Source organism: uncultured Kordia sp., assembly GCF_947496985.1.
GTDB lineage: Bacteria > Bacteroidota > Bacteroidia > Flavobacteriales > Flavobacteriaceae > Kordia.
This window is the reverse complement of the sequence record NZ_CANMEZ010000003.1, coordinates 378454-398523: the sequence shown is the minus strand read 5'-3', so window position 1 is coordinate 398523 and position 20070 is coordinate 378454. Positions and strand designations below refer to the sequence as shown.

Sequence of the window (20070 nt, the reverse complement as noted above, 5' to 3'; positions counted from 1 at the left end):
CTAAACTAACCAACCAAAATGTAATACGACTCTCTTTACGCAAGTAACCAGCTCTTAGTACTGTCATCATCGTAATACACTTTATATAGAACAACTTCCGTGCCAAAATATTGTATGAAACCTTAAAAAAGAATTACTATTCTGTTAAATAAAGTTAGAAAATCTTAAAGAGATCCTGCTATACAGCAGGATTAGTTCAACTTACACCATTGAATGCGTCATCCTGACTTTTCAATGGTGAGTTTCACTAACAAAAAAACGCTTCACAAGCGTGAAACGTTTTTTTACTAAACTAACCAACCAAAAATTATATTATGACTCTCTTTACGCAAGTAACCAGCTCTTTGTAACGTCATCATCATAATACGTTTTATATAATCCAACTTCCGTGCCAAAATAATATGTTAACTATTAAATTTTAGCCAAAATGAGCATTATTGTTTACTCGTGATTGATTAGTTACATATTTCATCAAAAAAACAGCAATACTATCTTGTGACTTTAGACGAAATACTTAGTTTTTTAGCAAGTTGTATTAATTAGTTACCCAACAAATAAATCCTCCTATACTTACCCAATTAGGTTCAATTGGTCCGCAAGTATGATTATTGTCTGATCTTACAGGTGCACAATTAGCTGAAGTAGGACGTTGCCCACCATTAATTTGAAAATTAGAAATTGATTTCTTGTTTAATTTTAGAGATTTAATGTTTTGTTTTTTCATCGTTTAAATTGTTTAGATTAATGTATTTAGGTTTAGGTAATTTTATCGTGATCTTCTAGGTCCAGGAGCTGTATCAACTGGCGTTGTATCTACAGGATCATCCGTTGATACAGGATCGTCCGCTGGTTCTACATAACCTGCGTCTGGATCCAAGTTTGGATCAGTAATTCCTCCCAAAATTTGTAATGTAAACTCTTTGTCTAGAGTTGTGAATTGTTGGTTTTTCATTTTGGTTATAAATTTAAGTTAACAACTCAAAAGTATCGCTATGAAAAACGAAATCGTTCTATTTATAGGGCTTTGTGATGATTTACCGTATAAATAGTGATGAATAAAAAATGAAGTGTGATGAAATTGAATATTTCTGGGATGAATTTTTAGCGCTAAAAAATTAAATTATTTAATTCTTCTACATACGTATTACTTACAGGTAATTTTTCGTCGTTAATGGTTACTTCTTTATTATTTTTTTCAGCTACTTTTTCCATGCGTATAATGTACGATCGATGAATTCGTAAATATTCTAATGGATCTGGCATTAAATCAATGAACTCTCCTATTTTTTTACGAATAGTATAGTTTTTAGTTTCTGTAATCAATTCGATATAGTTTCCAGAAGACTTTACATATAAAATTGTATCTGTTTTGATTCTGATTTCTTTACCAGCCTCTTTGAATGTAAAGTATTTTTCTTTTCGTTTAATTTTTTTGACAATCAAACGTAATAGTTCACGTATAATATGTCTGTTATAAGAAAGAATTCTATACTTAAAGAATAGAAATATTAATAATCCGATAGCAAAAATTACAGAAATGATAAACCAAGCCTGTTTCCAAAACGGAGCAGTTATATGAATAGGAATTTCTAAAAATGTTAGATTTTCATTGTTTTTAGAAATAGTGGCTGCAACTTTAAATGTATAATTCCCATAAGGTAACACAGGATACGATATGCTTCTATTTTTGGTGTAATACCATTTGGTATCCAAACCTTCTACTTTATATTTATATAATAATTCATTAGATTTTTTAAAAGAAACACCTTCTACTAAAAACTCTAATCTATTTTCTGTATACGACAGATTTTTTAACTTTTCTGGTGTAGCAACCATATCATTCACAAAACAGTTTTTTATTCTGAGATAGTATGAATTTGTTTCATTTTTTTGATCGAATAAATATTTTGGCGCATGAATGAGTCCTTTTCTGGAAGCAATCCAAACGGTATTATTGATTACTTCTACATCTTTAATTCCATCATTTAATAAACCATTAACACTTTTTAAACCTGTGATTTCATAAGTATTATTTTCATGAAACAGTATTTTATTTAATCCAGCATTTGTACAAACCCACAATTCATTTTTATTTTCAATGTATAATTCATTGATAATATCACTTGACAAACCGTCTTGTTTAGTAATATTTCGTACTTCTTTTGTTTCTATATCGTAAAGAATAATTCCAGCGCCTAGCGTAGCAAAGTAGAGTTCTTTTCGTTGTTCATTTATATCAATGTCATCAACTCTGTTTTTAAATATTGAATTCGTTTCTGCCAAAGAAATTATAGTATCATTTTTAGAGATATAAACACCTAATGGCGTTCCTAAATAAGTTTCATCATTCCAAATTGCAGCATCTTGCGTTCTAAAAGGTGTCGTTATATGTGTTGCTGATGCATCATTTTGTAAAATGGTAAATTTTGACCGTTGTGAAATAACCATTCCTTGTGTTGAAGGTTCTGATAATTTTACGGCATAACTCAAGGTTAAAGAATCTTTAAAATAGATTTTAGCATCACTTTGATGCTTCTTTTTGTAAAAGATTTCGTTTGAATGCACGTATAGTTGCTTGTTTATAGCATCAAATTCTACAAATGCTTTGGAATTATTTGCAAATTCTTGTTCGTATGTTGTGTTGTAATTCGTATCTAGTTTTATTACTTCACCAGTACTATAGCCTACGTATAATTCGTTTTCACTATTTTTTGTTAATGTCCATATAGGAGAATGCACATTGGTTTTTACAAACTTTATGCTCGGTTCTTTTACATAAAACATACCGCTATGAAGTGTTGAAAACCAATAACCACCTTCATTATCTATAAGAAAATCAGAAACCGACTTATCTTTTAAAAAATGCTCAACAATATTTCCATCTTTATCTCTAATAATTCCTCCTCCAAAAAAATAACCTGTAAAAAAGTGATTATCATCTATTTTTTTAATTGAGATTGGAGCGTTATCCATTTTTATCGTTTTTACAATATTCCCATATTTATTTACTAAACGAATTTCTTTTGAATTTTTTAAAACAGTATTTTCACTGCCTTTCAAAAAAATGGCTTCATTATTCATTGTTCCATCTACGGAGAATTTTAGCGTATTTTTATCATTTTTAATACTATCATTTGTATAATATTGAAAAAATGAATCGTCTCCCTTAACTTGTAGATCCATCCAATAACGTTTTTTTTCATTTATTGAATACAGTTTAGGTTTTTCAATGATGTCACCATTTTTAGAAATAATGAGTTTGCCAAACATAACATCACAACTAATATGCAAACTTCCTTCTGAATCAACGTATAGGCTATTAATATGTTGTTGAAACCTTAGTTCTTGTTTCAGTATAGAATTGTATGCATACGGTTTAAATCCATTAAATTCTTCATTAAAATAAAATAACTGATTATCAAAAGTACTACAATAGATATTTCCGTCTTTTTGAGGGTAAAAATCAAGTATAACATGATTTAAAATACCATCTTTAATCCCATACTCTTTGAATTCATATCCATTATACGCTGCTAATCCTCTATCGGAAGCTGACCAAATATTACCGTTTTTATCTTGATACAAATCATATATTTCCAAACTAGGTAATCCGTCATTGATACCAAATTCAGTATAAATACAATCTTGAGAAAACGAAAACTTGAAGAAACACAGAAAAAGAAAAGTAAAAAATCGAGAATTCATACGTGGTTAAAAGTGGTTAGTGCTATTGAAGTATATTTTTACATCTCAGCTAATATATTAAAATCAATTTAACAGTTACGAATACATAGTAAATGTCACATACAAAAAAACACTTCACAAGCGTGAAGTGTTTTTTTAAAACTAACCAACCAAAATGTAATGCGACTCTCTTTACTTCGAGTAACCAGCTCTGTGTAATGTCCTCACCGCGTTACGTTATCATATAAAACAAGTATCGTGCCAAAAATAGTGTCTTGTATGTTTTTTGTTTGAAATAGAATTCAATATTTTTATGAATTAATACAATTCTCTTGAAAAATATACTTGAAACTGAACGACTGGTTCTACGTGAATTCATCATAGAAGATGTTGCATTTGTAATACAACTCGTTAATACACCTACTTGGATAGAATTTATCGGTGATCGAAATATTAAAACTGAAACAGCTGCGCAAGATTATATTGAAAATAGTTTGATGAAAAGTTATGCTACAAATGGTTTTGGTTTGTGGCTTATGAAATTGAAAGAAACTTCAAAACCGATTGGAATGTGTGGTTTAGTGAAAAGAGATACTTTAGAAGATGTTGATATTGGTTTTGCTTTATTACCTGAATATGGACGAAAAGGATATACTTTTGAAGCAGCAAAAGCAACACTTAATTATGCTAAAGACACTTTAAATATTCAAAAAATAGTTGCCATTACTGATACTAAAAATGCGGCATCTATTGGTTTGCTTAACAAAATAGGCTTGCAGTTTGAAAAAGAGTTGCAACTATCTGAAGATGATACGGTTTTATTATTTTCATGATTTATACATAAAATAATGCATCCACAACGAAAAAAAGGAATTATCATTGGTGCTAGTATTTACGGAATCGGTTTCGTCACTGCGTTTATTATATATCTAACTCTAGAAAACACATACGCACATGCACCTAGTGTGCATCAAGCTGTGTTGATTTTATTGTTTTATTTGGCAGTAATTTGGTGTATTATTTCAATAATATTGATCGCACTACATAAAAATCGTCCTTTACAAATGGGTTTCTTAATTATAAATGGCACATATATTTTATTCTGCCTAGTATTCCTTTTATATATTATAGTTGGCCACAAACTGAATTATTAGCATTATTGTTACTTATTATTGAGTTTTGATACTAACATAATATGCATCGAAATTTTAAAAAAGGACTTTTAGTGGGCTTACTTGTTCACTCAATCATCATTTTAATTTCTTTATGGGTTACTAGTACAAATGTACTTATGCCCAAGTACCTAACTATAATGACCATACTTTTTATATCACTAATTTGGGGATTAGTAAACACTTTCAACTTAGCATTTGAAAAAACACGCAAGCTACATCTTGGAATGATTGTCGTAAATAGTATTTGGTTTATTTTTTATTTGATCTCCATTTTTATACAATTTCAAGAATTGAATACTGAATGATTTGCACTATTCTAAAATGGAATAGTATCTTTACGCAAAATCTAATTCATGTCAGAAATCGTTATTTATATTGTTCTTATTGTCCTGTTTTCAGCTATTGGTATTTTCTTAGGAATGTACATCGGAAACCTAAAAACAAAAGCACAACAGGAAGGTATGCACGAACGTAATCGTCAATTACAGTCACAGTTTGATGATTTAAAACAATCTGCTATAACTGAAACAACAAAGCAAAACGAATCGTTTCTGCAACAATTAAACGACGTCAAAAACAATCTTACAAAAACAGAAAAAGAGCGTGAGGAGATTCGTAGAGAGAAAGATTTCTTGAATGTTGAACTCGCACGAAAAAATTCTGAATTTGAAAATCTTCAAAAACAAAGTCGAGAACGTGATGAAGCTTTAAAAATACAACAAGAGCAACTTCGCAAAGATTTTGAATTGTTAGCAAATAAAATTCTGGAAGAAAAGTCATCTAAATTTACAGAACAAAATAAAGAGAATATTAAAAATATTTTGACGCCACTTCAAGAGAAGATTCAACATTTTGAAAAGAAAGTAGAAGACAGTCAAAAAGAAAATATCAGCATTCATTCAGCATTGAAAGAAAAGCTTTCAGAACTCAGTAAAGCCAATTTACAAATCAGTCAAGAAGCAATCAACTTAACGAAGGCGTTGAAAGGTGATAGTAAAATGCAAGGAAATTGGGGTGAATTAGTCTTGGAACGCGTCCTTGAAAAAAGTGGTTTAGAGAAAGATCGTGAATATGTTGTTCAACAAAATTTTACGCGAGAAGACGGTTCACGTGTATTACCTGATGTGATTATTAATTTGCCGAATAATAAGAAAATGATCATTGATGCAAAAGTTTCTTTGACGGCTTACGAACGTTATGTAAATAGTGAAGATGAAGAAAGAGAACTGAGTTTAAAAGAACACTTAACATCTATCAAACGTCACGTAGATCAGCTTTCTGCTAAGAAATACGAAGATTTATACGAAATGGAAAGCCCTGATTTTGTATTAATGTTTGTTCCGATAGAACCTGCTTTCGCAATTGCAGTAAATACAGATAACACCTTATATAGTAAAGCTTTCGAACAGAATATTATCATTGTAACGCCCACAACTTTATTAGCTACATTACGTACAATTGATACGATGTGGAATAATGAAAAACAACAACGAAATGCTATTGAAATTGCACGACAAGCAGGCGCATTGTATGATAAATTTGAAGGTTTTATGACTGACCTCATTGGAATTGGCAAAAAGATTGACGCAACCAAATCTGACTATACTTCGGCAATGAATAAGCTTTTTGAAGGTCGTGGAAATATCATTAAAAGTATTGAAAAAATCAAGAAAATGGGTGCTAAGGCTAAAAAGTCACTTCCTGATGCAATCATCAAACGTGCTGAAAGTGATCCTGAACTTAATCAAGATGAAGAACCAAGAAGGCTGTTGTAAAAAAGTAGTGAGATATTAATATTGAGGAGTTATTTTTTAATCCTTTTCTATACAATTTATATTATTCCGCACCTGATATAGAATCTAAGATATAATGAATATAAATTCCCACTTACGCAAGAACAAAAAAAACACCTTATCTGCGAGTTTGATAAGGTGTTTTTGTTACGCTGGCATTCATTTGGTAAATTCTCCATTTTATACCTGACTTACGGTAATTGAAACAGCGTTTCCTATACTTAAATCTTTGTTTACTTCTACTTTTTCAAGGATTTTCAATAATTTTTCATCTTTTTTCCATTCTCCATTTACTAAAGTTAGTACATCATACATTTCTCCATTTGTTGCAAATTTGATACGTAATCCTTTATAGTTAAGGTTATTTTTTTCCATTACAGAAGCATAGTTTTCTTGGAACCAACGTTCAGCCCTTTTTGCTTCTTTTGCTAATTGCTCAGGTGTTCTTGCTCTTTCTTCTTTTGCTGCAATTGATTTTTCTAATGCAAGTCTTAACTCTTCTTCTGCTTTTACTAAACTATCGTTTAATCGTTGTTCGGCTTGTGCTTCCATTAATTTTACTTCGTCCATCATTTGTGCAATTGCAATACATTCTTTTAATGCTTTTGCTTCAAATTCGCTAGTAGTTTCTGTTGCTACTGGAATTGTGGTTTCTACAGCAACTTTTTCTTCTGTTACTTCTTGTTTTGTTGAAAAATTGCATGCTGTAAATGCTAATGCTACTAATCCTAATACTGTGAATGTTGTTCGTTTCATAATTATAGTTTTTAAGTGTTATGCTTTATTTATAGTTCAAATATGCGACGAAACTGACGAACAATTTGGGTAGCTTTAGTATTCGTTAAGAGTTATCTAGAATTCGTTGAAAAACATGTATTTGAAGATCATTATTGTATAGCACACACGTAAAACCCTTGATAAACACATATTTATCAAGGGTTTTCTTCATGTTAATGTAAAATATCTCGGTTTATATTTTTTATAGTTTTGTATAACTTTCTCCTAAAATATTTATTGGAAGGTATTCTTTCGAATGTTGTTTCATCACGGGTTGCATTACGCATAAAACTGTTGTTTTTCCTTTAATGAATAATGTATTGCCTCGCACTTTAGTCAACCATCTAAACTTTTCTATTGGAATGTTAAACTCCTTAATCACATCCGCTAAATTTTCATCTTCTGAAATCCAATCCATGATTTCTTTTTTGTTTTCAAAATCTGGAATGTCTGCTTTGTCTTCAAACTCAAATTCCCATTCTACAGGAATATTGAAACGATAGGTATACATTTCACCTTGCAATTGTTCAGCGCGTGTTTTTAAAACGATTTCCCAATCTGTTTTTACGCTTGGATATCTTTTTTTGAATTCCATTGCCAATGCTCTCGGACCTGGCGAATGTGCTGTTGGATAATAGCCATAATAGGTTTTTGCTAAATAATGTCCTGTATATTTCCCTCCAAATACATTAAAATAGGCAGAAGCATATATTTCTACAGTTTTATTATATGTAAACGCCTTTTTTAAACTTGCTAATAAGGTTTTATTCTTTCCCAATCCACAAGAGTGAAAAATAATTTTTGTTTGTTTCATTAAGATGTTTGAAGTTAAGGGAATTATTTTTTTAGTCTGAATTGCTTCTTGCAAAGTAGCTTCTGTAATACGTTCGCCTTCTTTGGAAGTTTTCATTGATAAACCACGCCAAGGATTGCTATGACTTACAATATGAATATCTCCATATGTATATTTGTCATAGTGCAATCGAATCCAATTGAGAATTTCAGCAAACGTTTGTACATCATCAATTACTTGATAATTTGCGTTGCTAAAATAGTTTTTTGCGTTTGTGTAATACGTATTCTCGCCTTCATCAAATCCAGCAATAAAAACGATTGGTTGTGGCTTGCCTAATAAATTTTGTACCGTTTCAGTTCCCGCGAAAGCGGAAACTGAGTAACACCATAAGAATATGAAGCATATATTACGCATCTTGCTTACTTTTAATAGTTATAACTATTTTTTTGCCTTTTGAAAATGTTTCTACATCTGTGATAGTAAGTATTTTTTCAAGCAATACTTCATTAGTAATCCATGTGTTGTTTACTAAAATTTCTACTTTATAAATAATTCCTTTGGCATCTAAATGCACTTGTATTCCATCATATTTAGCTAAGTATTTCTCAATAATTTGTGTGTAATTTAATGTAAACCATTCGGTTGCTTCTAAATTATCAGCAATAGTTTTCGTTGCTTTCTTCTTTCTTTTTATAAATGTTTTCCCTTTTACAGAAGCTGCTGCTCCAACTGCACTATTATTCACGTTCTTTGGCATAGGCAACGATTGTTTTACTGTTTTTTGCTTTCCATTTTTATTTACAACTTCATTGTCTATAGCTACGAAAGAAGTGTATTGTGTTACCAAGTTATATTTCAATCCTAAATTGATTACTTCTTGTTTACTATTGTTTCCAAAACGTTTTCTGTAATCGTCCAAACGTTCTATTTTTTTACGTGCCCATAAATAACGTAGGGCTATATTGTCTTTGCTCAACATACCGTCTGCAACATTGAATTCTTTTTTGAAGATTCCATTGCCTTGTTGCCCTGTAATGATGAGTTTTCCATTTAGATCTCCTTTATATTTCCCAAAAAGTAAAATTGGTCGAGATGCAAATACATCTGGAATACTACTTGGTGTTACATCATAGGCTTCAAAACCTTCTGTTTTGATGCGAATTTGCGTTAATAATGGTGATTTTATATAATTTCTAAATTTTTCTGCCATAATATCTGCTTCATTATTATGCATAACAATAAACGATTCGCTATTACCCACTTTAGCCATACCTTCTAATAAATATCTATTCACACCTGAACCAATTCCAAACGTAAAAACATTTGCTTCTCCAAGGTTTTTTTCGATTAAGTCGAATGCTTCTCTTTCCACACTTATATAACCATCAGTAATTACAACCATTGATCGTGCGCTTGTTTTATTCATTCTTGGCAATCTGTAAGCAGTTTCAAGTGCATTGAGCAAATTTGTTCCACCGCCACCGCGAATATTCGTTAAGAAATTAAGTCCTTTTTGAATATTTTCCATCGTACATGGCATAGGTTCTGAAGATAATATTTTTGATCCGCCAGCGAAGAACAAAATATTATAATGATCCGTTTTTGGCAGATTTACCAATAAATTACGGAGTAGTTTTTTAGAAACTTGCATTGGAAATCCGTTCATAGAGCCTGAAATATCTACAACAAACAAATACTCTTTTGCCGTTGGTTTTACTTTTGCATCAACTTTTGGCGGTTCCATCATGTAGGCAAAAAACTTTTCATCTTCGTGTTCGTATAGTAATAATCCTGTTTGAATTTCATTTCCGCGCATTCCGTATTTTAAGGTAAAATCACGGTTAGAAGGATTTTTGTTTTCCTTTGTCAAGGAGATTTCTGCAACACGTGTATTAGGATAATGCACCTTGATTTTGTGCGTATTGGATGAAACATCTGCAATTGGAATTCCTGAGTTAATTTGTGCTGTTAAATCAAACTTGAAGGTATCATTTACACCACTTTTTGTATAAGGTTGATTAAACACTTTTTCGCCAGAAGTATTTTCACCTGTAAATCGTGGTCCTACAACGCCTGGAAATACAAATTCGTATTGTCCGGCAACTGGAACGAGCATTTCTGTATAATAGATATCAATTGTGACAATATCATTTTGTATAATGTTTCCAACATTCATTTGAAATACATTTGGTCGATGTTGATCAAGTTTGGCAGCTCGTTTTCCTTCTTTTAATGCTTTATCGTATACGCGTTGTGCTTCTTGCTTTTCGAAGATTTTAGCATTGATAGTTCGATCGCCAATTGTCATTTGCATTTTATGAACTGCTGCTTGTGTTGACAATGGGAATACATATTTTGCTTCTATAGGAATACTTCCTATGTTTTGATACGTTTGTGTAATATGCACATGTGCAATGTTTCCTGAAATTTTCACGTCTGCTTTTGTAGATTTTAACGGAATGATTGCATTTGGAGTTAATACTTCTAGGAAAGGACTCTCTGTTTTTTGCGCAAATCCTAAACTGGAAATGAACGCGATGATGAGTATACAAATATGTTTCATGGTGTTGGATTTTTGATTTTTTTGTTCTTGATGATTCAAATATCCTATGAAACTGTGGTAGAATTTGTGTCGTTTTAGTATTCGTTACTTATGATCTAGAATTCGTTTTGTAACGAGATTCATCTCACGAAAGTGAAAAATAAAAAGAGCATAACTAGATAATGGCTATAATTTATTTCCATTCGTATTATTTTTACTAAATTGAAATTCTTTTAAAAAAAAATATGTGTCAAGCAAATAACCGTTTTATATTTTGTAGCTGTTCAGATAAGAATGAAGATCCTTCTACTGATGAGCTTACAGTATATTACATTTGGACTTTGATACGATATCTTGGTTCGAAAGAATCTAGAATAAGAGGTAAAATTATGATGCCTACAAAAGATTTGGGAAATGGAATTACTTTAGATGCCATCTGTGAACAACTAAATTCAGACCTTACTACTTTTGATTTTGATTATGAACCTTCGGAAAGAGATTCTTTAAGTATTAGCATTATACACCCAATAGAACGATACATGTATTTTAAGTTGATTTTTATTGATCGACAATGGCAACAAGGTTCTAATAACATTTTTACTTCCGTAACTGAGGAAATAGCTAGCGGCAACATAAAAAGACATGTAAATTTCTCTCAGGAAGATCAATGGATTACAGTCACCAAAGATACTATTACAAGTATTTTTAAGAAAATTGACGAAGAAGCAAATATGGAAATGCGTTGGAAACTTATCAGAGAATTGATAGATCGAAAACCAGAAGAAGCATTTTCTAAAGCAAAAACATTCATTGTATCTGACGCACATCATCAAAGAATGATTGGTTGTGAGATTTTGGTAAAGCTATATTATTCAGATTATGAATCTTCGGAAATTTTTATTCTCTTTTTTGACATATTAAAATTAGAAGATAATGAAGAAATTATTAGTCTTATACTAAATACTTTGGATAGTATAAACAAGAATTTTAGTGAGCAGCAAATCGAATTCCTATGTAAGTTTAAAAACTACAGAGATGACGTAAAGCTGAATTTGATGGATGCTTTTTCTTGGATTGAAAATGAAAAAGTTATTGACGTCTTGATTGAATTTTCAAAAGATAAAAATTATGAGGTACGAGAAACAGCAGTATCTAAATTAGGAAATCTTACAGAATCAGCGAATGTAAAGCTTTTAGAAGCACTTTGGAATAGCGTTCATGATAAAAATAAAGAGGTAAGACATACGGCAATTTTAGCTTTGTCTGAACGAAAAGAAGAAGATCTAAAAGATATACTACTCAAAGAACTTCAAAAGATCGACGGACAAGGTCGTCTCATCTTAGATGCAATTGAAAATCTAAATGATAAGAGTTTTATTCCACATATTGAGTTTCAAATTCAGAAACATAAGAACTCTGCAAATTACCTCACAAAATTACTCCAAAATACTTTAGATGATTTAAATTCGGCAACTTAAAACAATTATCTAGAATTCGTTTTGTAACGAGATTCATCTCACGAAAGTGAACATATTTTAAGTAATAATACTCTAGCATAATTTTTTTAACTCATTTTCCAAAGCAGCTATATTTTCTTGTAGTCTTGTCTTAGCTTCCGCGCTACTTTCTCCATATGCTTTATGATTTTCAGCATTTTGAAGCATCTGAATATGCCATTTATGACTATTTTCCAATAATCGTATATAGTCTTTCATTTTGTTTGGCAAACTATTATGTATAAACCCTTCGGCTCTGTAATGAGATTCTAAAATTTCCCATTTTTTAATATACTTTTTTGCTGGAGTTTCAAATGACATAGAAACTTCAACCATTTCTGTTCTACATTCTGGGCAATTTATAGTTTGTCTAAAATATTTATTGTTTAAATATGCTACTATATCTTTTGATATTTTTTTCTTTGGTTTAGAGAAATAGAAAGCATTAAGTAATAAAGACAATTCGCCATCCTTTTCGGCTAAGTCTTTTTCATTGGGCTGCTTGAAGTTTTTACGACATTTAAAACAGATAAAATGTCTTTTGTAACGTTTCGTTTTATGAACTTGTTTCATTTAAAAAAGTAGTGAGATTATTTCTGAAGTTTTCTCCAATTGGAATTTCTATTTCTCCAATTTCAAGATCATTTTTTGTGTATGCCGTAATTTTATCTTTATTGATAATGTATGAACGATGTACTCGTACAAAACGTTTGTCTAGTTTTTCTTCAAAGGCAGATATACTAGATTTCGTAACATGATTTTCTTTCTCTACATGTATTTTGACATAATCTTTTAAACTTTCTATATACAAAATAGCATCTAAATACACTTTTACCTGCTTTCTATCTTTTCGTATGTAAATAAACGCAGCTTTATTTTCAGAAGTAGCAATCACAATTGGATCGACTATAGCATTTCTTTGCAAAATTCTAAATTTTTCTATGGCATTAAAGAAACGTTGAAAAGTTATAGGTTTTAAAATATAATCAACTGCATTTAGCTCAAATCCTTCAACAGCGTAATCTCTGTAGGCTGTCGTAAATATAACTTTAGGCTTATGTATGAGGTTTTTAAAAAAATCAGTTCCTTTTAAAACTGGCATTTCAATATCTAAAAACAGTAAATCTATTGTTTCTTCTTGAAGTATTTTACTAGCTTCAATGGCACTTCCACAAGAAGCAATCAATTCAAAATTATCCAATTGAGACAAATGTGTTTTTATAAGTCCTCTTGCCAACTTTTCATCATCAACTATTAAACATTTGTATGTCATTTTATAGGCAATTTTAAATGTACGTTAAAGCTATTTGTTTCTTCTTTAATGTCTAGAGAATAACTTTCTAAATATACTAATTTCAGTTGTTTTTTCACGTTGGTTAATCCAATGGGTTCTTTATTGATTGGAACTCTATTTTTGGCTATTGAGTTGGTAATATTAAACTGAATGAACTTCCCATCTACTGATATCTTTATATCGATGTATGCTTTCTTTAGTTCTTGAGAAACACCATGTTTAAAAGCGTTTTCAATAAAGGTTAAAAGAATTAACGGTGCAATTTTAACGTCGGTTTCCACATTTCTATGAAAATTAATAACTACACGTTCATCATATCGAACTTTTTCCAAAGCAAGATAATTTTCTATGAGTTCTATTTCCTTATTCAAGGATACATATTTTTCATTACAACCATATAACATATAATCTAACATCTCAGAAAGTTTTGCTATTACTTCAGGTGCTTCATCAGATTTGTTTATGGATAAAGCATATAAATTGTTTAGTGTATTAAACAAAAAATGTGGATTTAATTGATGCTTTAATGCTGATAATTCTGTAGATACCTTTTGCTCATTTAGCTGTAAATAGGTTTGTTTCTCTTTGTAAAATTTAGCTATGACTAATAGTATAGTCGGTGTTAATAGTATTGTAGACTTTCCTAAGAAAATGCGTAGGCTTAATAATTTTTTCCAGAAGATTTTATTGGATTCATATACAGAGTTATCTGATGACTCAAAATATTTAGGTATGTGATAATATTCGTGAAGCCCTACAAAAATGACAAATACTACAGCTAATAACAACAATAAGCTTATTGCAAATTGAATATTTTTTTTCGGTGCTAAGAAACGTGGTATTAAAATATATAAACACGTGTACCCCACAATAATTTGACATAGGACATATATAGCGTAATGTTCTATAGCTTCCTGATAACCGCTATAATAATCCATATTCACAGTGCCGACAAAGTAGATATACACAACAAGCCAAAACAACATATGCTTGACTATTGGAATGCTAAAAAATGTCGATCGTTTTTTTAAACTACTCATATGCGCCTAAAATACAATTTTAATGAAGATGTAAATTAAAAGTAGCTTAAAACTGGATTTTTGTAGTTAAAACTAAATATACCATAGACGAAACTTTATTTCTTTCAAATATCACTTTCCAAACATAAAAATATTGTATTAGTCTACTTTTTTAAATAGCAATGTATGCGGACAATAGTTTTGTTTACTAAATGTGTTTTTAGAAAATCACACCTTGTTCAACTTTTTAATTTATCTAAATGAAGAGAATTGTATTTCTTATACTATTAGTTTTTGGAATGTTTCATGTTCTAGCTCAGTCTGAGTTAGCTTCAAGCAAAATAGTTTTTAGCAACAGTAATATTCAATTAGATGGAGAACTAAACGAATCTATATGGAATGATCTTATTCCTGAAGGTGGATTCCTTAATTATATACCAAACAATGGAGATTTGGCTTCCAATAAAACGGAAGTAAAAATGTTTCATAACGGGAAAAGCTTGTACATAAGTGCTGTGTATTATGATACAACTCCTGATGTACAAATTGGGTCCTTAAAACGAGATGATATTGGAACTTCTGGAGCGGATAGTGATTCATTTGCCATAATTTTGGATACGTATAATCAACAACAATCGGGATATTTCTTTATTGTCAATATGGGCGGCGCGTTAATAGACGCGTTAGTTTCTAGAAGTGGAGATGGTTTTGATGTAAGCACTAGTTGGAATACGGTGTGGAACGCTAAAACTTCTGCAAAAGGGAATTTAAAAGTATTTGAAATAGAGATTCCTTTAAAGGCGCTAGGTTATAAAGCAGATACTTCTGAATGGGGAATTATGTTTCATACGAGAAATATTAAATTAAATGAATGGACTACAAACACACCAATAGATCGTAACTATTCGCAATTCGATTTACGATTTACCAAAACCTTTAAAATGGAAAACCTTTCGGAAAACAAATCATCTCGATTTGCTGTAACGCCATCTGTAACGTTAAATCATACAGAAGATGTTGCAAGTAATAGTAAAGATACAACAGTAAAACCTAGCGTGGATATTCAATACAATGTAAGTTCTTCCTTAAAATTAGATGCTACAATTAATCCTGATTTTTCACAGATAGATGTGGATAGACAAGTAACTAATTTAAGCCGATTTTCAGTGTTTTTTCCAGAGCGACGTAATTTCTTTTTAGAAAATAGCGATCTTTTTACAAATCTTGGAGTTGTTGGCGTAAACCCGTTTTATTCCAGACGTATTGGTGCAGACAGCGACATATTGTTCGGATTAAAACTATCTGGAAATATTGCTGAGAAAACACGTTTAGGTGTACTGAATGTAGCTACAAAAGCCAAAGATGCTAATCCTGCACAAAATTATGGGGCTTTGGTAGTACAGCAACAATTGTCAAAATCTTTTACAGCAACAGGGTTTCTCATTAACAGACAGGAAACAGATGGTTTTTCGTTTTTAGATGATTATAATAGAGTAGCAGGACTTAACATAAACTATCAATCTAAAAATAACAAATGGTCTGGGCTTGCAAATTTTGCAAACAGTGCTACTAACAATATTTCAGGTGATACTAACTTTTACAACTTAGGAGTTTGGTACAATACTATAAATGCTGCTGGATATGTTGGTATTAGAAAAGTAGAAAAAAATTATATTACTGATGTTGGTTTTGTTCCACGTTTATACAATTATGATGCTATTTCAGAAAGTGTTATAAGAGAAGGTTATACACAAGCTAGAGGTCGTATTAGTTTGACTAAATTCTATAAGGATTCTAAAATTATTGACAATCATCGCTATCTTAATCTATGGAATAACACCTATTGGGATGATCAAGGTAATGTAGCACAATCAACAGTAGTGCTAAACAATGATTTAGTATTTAAAAATCAGTCATTTTTGTATGGTGGAATGAGATATGAATACGTAAACCTTAAATATGCTTTTGATCCATTGAATAATGGAAATGCAATTGTAGCAGACAAATACAGATACTTAGATCTTGGTTTTGGGTATTCTTCTGCCGATAATAAAAAGTTTCAATATGGTGGTAATGCAAGTTATGGCAGCTATTATAGCGGGCATAAAAATAGAGTTAGTGTAAATGCTCAATACAGATTAATGCCGTTAGCCCGTTTACAAATTCGATACGAACGAAATCATATAGATTTAAAAGAATTGGGAAGTGAAACGTTTCATTTAGCACGTTTTACGAGTGAAGTTTTCTTTTCCAATCGATTGAGTTGGACTACTTATTTACAGTACAATACTCAATTTGATAATTTTAACATTAATAGTCGTTTACAATGGGAATATAAACCATTGTCATATATCTATTTAGTAATTTCGGATAACTATAATCAAGACATTGTACGTGAAAATTGGGGCGTAGCTTTTAAAATGAATTATAGGTTTGATTTTTAGTTAAAAATTAAATACAACTTATTTCTCTTCAAGCAGAAACACCTGTTTTTAACTGATTTACAAATGATTACACACTATTTCCTATAAAGAAATTCTTTTTTCTTCTATATTTAACCAATGGAAATAATTGATAATCATTTTAAACTAGCCATATGAAACCTACCATCAATCTTCTACAGAAAATAATATTTTGTATAGTACTTATAAGTACTATTACCTCTTGTAAAACAAACATTGACCCAACTATATCATTCAATACCGAATATGGTATTACTAGTGATTCTATTGCTATCATTGATGATGATAATGCAATAGTAAACATTACTTTGAGTGATCTGAATAAGTATTCACATTATACATATACATTGAGTAATAGAAATGGAAAAGTGCATACAAATGACACTCTTAAGCTTTCTAAAGAATTTTCAATTAACTTGAAAAAAAATGCAACGCTTAAAAAATATACCAACCAAGATTTAGACTTAGATGTCACTTTGATTGGTGATGGAGTTAGTAAAAAAATTGTACATGATATACAATACTTATATGACGCTACTGCTCCAATTCCATATGTTGTAATTACTACCAAAGATGGAGTAAATCCGGTAGACAGAACACGAATAGATGCAGAGTTTAAGTTTTATGATGTTCGAGAAGATGGCTTATACAGTATGTCTGGTCCATATCAAGCAAGCTCAGGAACCATTCATGCAAGAGGTCAAGGAAGTCTGGGGTTTCCAAAGAAAAGTTTTTCATTAAATTTTGGAAAAGAGAATCCACTATCCATCATGGGAATGCCTGAAAGTCACAAATGGGTAATGATTGGTAATTGGGTTGATACTTCTCAATTATGTAATAAAGTATCATATGACACCTATGCAGATATGGGACATTATGGACCGCAAAGCAGGCATGTACAAGTATTTTTGAATAATCAATATTGGGGATTATATACATTTGGAGAAAAGATACAACAAGGAAAAAACCATGTAGATACAGCTAAGAAAAGTGAAGGCGGTTTTATAGTAAAAGAAGTAGATAGTGAACCTAATTTTGTAACAATTACAGGAAGAAGGTTCCAATATGAATATCCAGATAATGAAGATGCAACTCTTGAACAAAAGAATGATATTCAAGAAAAGATAAATTTGTATGAGGAGAAAGTATTGAAAGGTTTAGATTGGCCAAACTACGTGGCTGAATCTACAGAGATTGATTATTTTATTATTACCGATGTATTCGCAAACCCAGATAGTTACTATAATGGGAAAAATGTATTTTATTTTTATAATAAAGATGACAAGCTAGAACCTGTTATTTGGGATTATATATGGTCGTTTGGAACACCTTATTATGTATGTGATGGCAATAATCCTTGGTGTTATATTTATTCTCCTATTGGTGTAGAATCTTGTTACCCTAAAACACCATCTTGTTCTTCTTGGGCAGCAAGTCGAAATTATGCTCCCAATAGTGAATTGATGTATGGGAATCCTAAATACGGAGATTTACTTGGTTTAAATCGTTTTTTGTTAATGAAAGATTATATGAAAAGTCCGCAGAACGTTAACATGTTTAAAAATCAATATAATGATTGGAGAACTGGTAACGGTGGAAAAAATCCTGTATTATCTGATGAAAATATCTTATCAAGAACAGACAAATTAATTGCCGTATTACGCTCTGGAGAAATTTATAAAAAAGATAGTTTGCGTTGGGAAAGCGAAGATAAATTCCATTATGGAAATCGTTTTACACCAGAACAAGTACGTGAAAAGATAAAGGAACGATTAAGTTTTATGGATAATGCTGTGAAAAATTTAGAAGTTCAGCAGTAATATCTTTATACACGTATGTTAAGATTTAATATATTAGTTAGTAACTTAGCTTTAAATAGCTGAAGAAAAGACTAACATTTATAGCGAATCAATTATGAGTATACGATACAAATCTGCCGAAGAATCAAGAGTTATTATTTCTGAATTGATGTTACCATCACATTCAAATTTTAGTGGCAAAATTCACGGAGGTTATGTACTTTCTTTGTTAGATCAGATTGCATTTGCCTGCGCTTCCAAGCATTCTAGAGCATATTGTGTAACGGCTTCTGTTGATACTGTAGATTTTTTGAATCCGATTGAAGTGGGCGAATTGGTTACAATGCGTGCTTCTATAAATTATGTCGGACGAACGTCTATGGTCGTCGGAATTCGAGTTGAAGCTGAAAACATTCAAACTGGTGTAATCAAACATTGTAATTCTTCATATTTTACAATGGTAGCACGTGATGATAGTGGAAAAGGGATAGAAGTAGATGGTTTAATTTTAAATGATGTTACTGCAATTAAACGTTTTTTAAAAGCATTGAAACGTATAGAAATGAAACGCAAACGACGCGAAGAATTTGATCATGAAGATTTTGTTCCAAAAGATTATCTTGCTGATTTAGAAAAATATAAAATAAAAGTAACGTGTACAGACGAAATTTAGACTTGGTCTTGGATCTTAAAAGTAATCGATTTTTATAAATATAAAATTCTTATAGAGAAAGATTACTTCTTCACAAAACGCTTCGTAATCGATTTTTTATCTGTAATAACTTTAACTAAGTAAATTCCAGACTTCCAAGAAGTAATATCAATTGCGTTGTGTAAAGCCGTTAATTTCCCTGTGTAGATTTTTCTACCCAATAAATTATACACTTCAACTGCGGCGTTTTTCTTTTGCGTAAGTCTAATGTTTAATTCGTTGATTCCAGGGTTTGGTAGAATGTTAAAAACAATTTCCGTCGAAGAAGCTAATGCGACACTACTATTGTTTTGAGCAAACATTGCAGTACCGAAAGAAAATAATAAAATTGTAATGAGTATTTTTAGCTTCACTCTTTCTGATTTGGGTTATATATTACAAAAATAATAATTATTTACAAATATGACATTTTTTTAACATTCTCATATGCATTTTTTATTTTTTATCAGTAGAAATACCTGTTTCTATATTCGCGTGTAAGTCTTCTATCACAAACATATGGAAAATAGTTACTTTGTTTG

17 protein-coding genes are annotated in these 20070 nt (G+C 30.8%); 7 read left to right on the top strand and 10 right to left on the bottom strand.

The features are described 5' to 3' along the window. Positions 1 to 535: 535 nt before the first annotated feature. The 3 genes from Q0828_RS10155 to Q0828_RS10145 form a co-directional block, all read right to left on the bottom strand. Entirely contained in the window at positions 536 to 724 is a 189-nt protein-coding gene (locus Q0828_RS10155) for a hypothetical protein (protein WP_298420209.1), read from the bottom strand. 42 nt (positions 725 to 766) lie between these two features. Continuing rightward, complete coding sequence (locus Q0828_RS10150; protein ID WP_298420207.1) at positions 767 to 952, bottom strand: hypothetical protein; 186 nt, start codon at positions 950 to 952, stop codon at positions 767 to 769. A gap of 155 nt (positions 953 to 1107) precedes the next feature. Further along, entirely contained in the window at positions 1108 to 3705 is a 2598-nt protein-coding gene (locus Q0828_RS10145) for a LytTR family transcriptional regulator DNA-binding domain-containing protein (protein ID WP_298420205.1), read from the bottom strand. Between the two features lie 311 nt (positions 3706 to 4016). On the opposite strand from Q0828_RS10145, the gene Q0828_RS10140 reads away from it, so the two are divergent. The 3 genes from Q0828_RS10140 (at position 4017) to rmuC (ending at position 6634) form a co-directional block, all read left to right on the top strand. Then, positions 4017 to 4517, top strand: coding sequence for a GNAT family N-acetyltransferase (locus tag Q0828_RS10140; RefSeq protein ID WP_298420203.1), 501 nt, complete (start codon positions 4017 to 4019; stop codon positions 4515 to 4517). A gap of 15 nt (positions 4518 to 4532) precedes the next feature. Beyond that, complete coding sequence (locus Q0828_RS24550; protein ID WP_366523579.1) at positions 4533 to 4838, top strand: DUF4293 family protein; 306 nt, start codon at positions 4533 to 4535, stop codon at positions 4836 to 4838. 374 nt (positions 4839 to 5212) lie between these two features. Next, positions 5213 to 6634: a DNA recombination protein RmuC gene (gene rmuC / locus Q0828_RS10135; RefSeq protein WP_298420201.1), complete on the top strand. Its 1422-nt coding sequence runs from the start codon at positions 5213 to 5215 to the stop codon at positions 6632 to 6634. 198 nt (positions 6635 to 6832) lie between these two features. Here the strand turns inward: rmuC and Q0828_RS10130 are convergent, their stop codons facing one another. From Q0828_RS10130 to Q0828_RS10120, 3 genes are all read right to left on the bottom strand, one after another. Then, on the bottom strand, positions 6833 to 7408 hold the full coding sequence (locus Q0828_RS10130; protein WP_298420199.1) for a hypothetical protein: 576 nt from the start codon (positions 7406 to 7408) through the stop codon (positions 6833 to 6835). Positions 7409 to 7631: 223 nt separating this feature from the next. Next, the gene (locus Q0828_RS10125; RefSeq protein ID WP_298420197.1) at positions 7632 to 8639 is read right to left on the bottom strand and encodes a hypothetical protein; all 1008 of its coding nucleotides are present in this window, start codon (positions 8637 to 8639) and stop codon (positions 7632 to 7634) included. Next, a complete protein-coding gene (locus Q0828_RS10120; protein ID WP_298420195.1) occupies positions 8632 to 10788 on the bottom strand; it encodes a VIT and VWA domain-containing protein in 2157 nt (718 codons plus the stop codon). The genes Q0828_RS10125 and Q0828_RS10120 overlap by 8 nt, the downstream gene beginning before the upstream one ends. 224 nt (positions 10789 to 11012) lie before the next feature. Between Q0828_RS10120 and Q0828_RS10115 the strand changes: the two genes are divergently transcribed. Further along, on the top strand, positions 11013 to 12245 hold the full coding sequence (locus Q0828_RS10115) for a HEAT repeat domain-containing protein (RefSeq protein ID WP_298420193.1): 1233 nt from the start codon (positions 11013 to 11015) through the stop codon (positions 12243 to 12245). A gap of 72 nt (positions 12246 to 12317) precedes the next feature. On the opposite strand, the gene Q0828_RS10110 is transcribed toward Q0828_RS10115, so the two are convergent. The 3 genes from Q0828_RS10110 to Q0828_RS10100 are packed head-to-tail and all read right to left on the bottom strand — an operon-like array spanning position 12318 to position 14543. Next, positions 12318 to 12836 (bottom strand): hypothetical protein, encoded by a 519-nt coding sequence (locus tag Q0828_RS10110; protein ID WP_298420191.1) that lies wholly within the window; start codon positions 12834 to 12836, stop codon positions 12318 to 12320. Further along, positions 12820 to 13536, bottom strand: coding sequence for a response regulator transcription factor (locus Q0828_RS10105; RefSeq protein ID WP_298420189.1), 717 nt, complete (start codon positions 13534 to 13536; stop codon positions 12820 to 12822). The genes Q0828_RS10110 and Q0828_RS10105 overlap by 17 nt, the downstream gene beginning before the upstream one ends. Beyond that, the gene (locus tag Q0828_RS10100; RefSeq protein WP_298420187.1) at positions 13533 to 14543 is read right to left on the bottom strand and encodes a sensor histidine kinase; all 1011 of its coding nucleotides are present in this window, start codon (positions 14541 to 14543) and stop codon (positions 13533 to 13535) included. Before Q0828_RS10100 ends, Q0828_RS10105 begins: the two co-directional genes overlap by 4 nt. A 293-nt stretch (positions 14544 to 14836) precedes the next feature. Between Q0828_RS10100 and Q0828_RS10095 the strand changes: the two genes are divergently transcribed. From Q0828_RS10095 to Q0828_RS10085, 3 genes are all read left to right on the top strand, one after another. Further along, positions 14837 to 17020, top strand: a complete 2184-nt coding sequence (locus tag Q0828_RS10095; protein WP_298420185.1) for a DUF5916 domain-containing protein — start codon at positions 14837 to 14839, stop codon at positions 17018 to 17020. A 152-nt stretch (positions 17021 to 17172) separates the two neighbouring features. Then, positions 17173 to 18858, top strand: coding sequence for a CotH kinase family protein (locus Q0828_RS10090; RefSeq protein WP_298420183.1), 1686 nt, complete (start codon positions 17173 to 17175; stop codon positions 18856 to 18858). Positions 18859 to 18952: 94 nt separating this feature from the next. After that, positions 18953 to 19510 (top strand): acyl-CoA thioesterase, encoded by a 558-nt coding sequence (locus Q0828_RS10085; RefSeq protein WP_298420181.1) that lies wholly within the window; start codon positions 18953 to 18955, stop codon positions 19508 to 19510. Positions 19511 to 19572: 62 nt separating this feature from the next. On the opposite strand, the gene Q0828_RS10080 is transcribed toward Q0828_RS10085, so the two are convergent. Beyond that, the gene (locus tag Q0828_RS10080; protein WP_298420179.1) at positions 19573 to 19902 is read right to left on the bottom strand and encodes a T9SS type A sorting domain-containing protein; all 330 of its coding nucleotides are present in this window, start codon (positions 19900 to 19902) and stop codon (positions 19573 to 19575) included. Between the last annotated feature and the right edge of the window lie 168 nt (positions 19903 to 20070).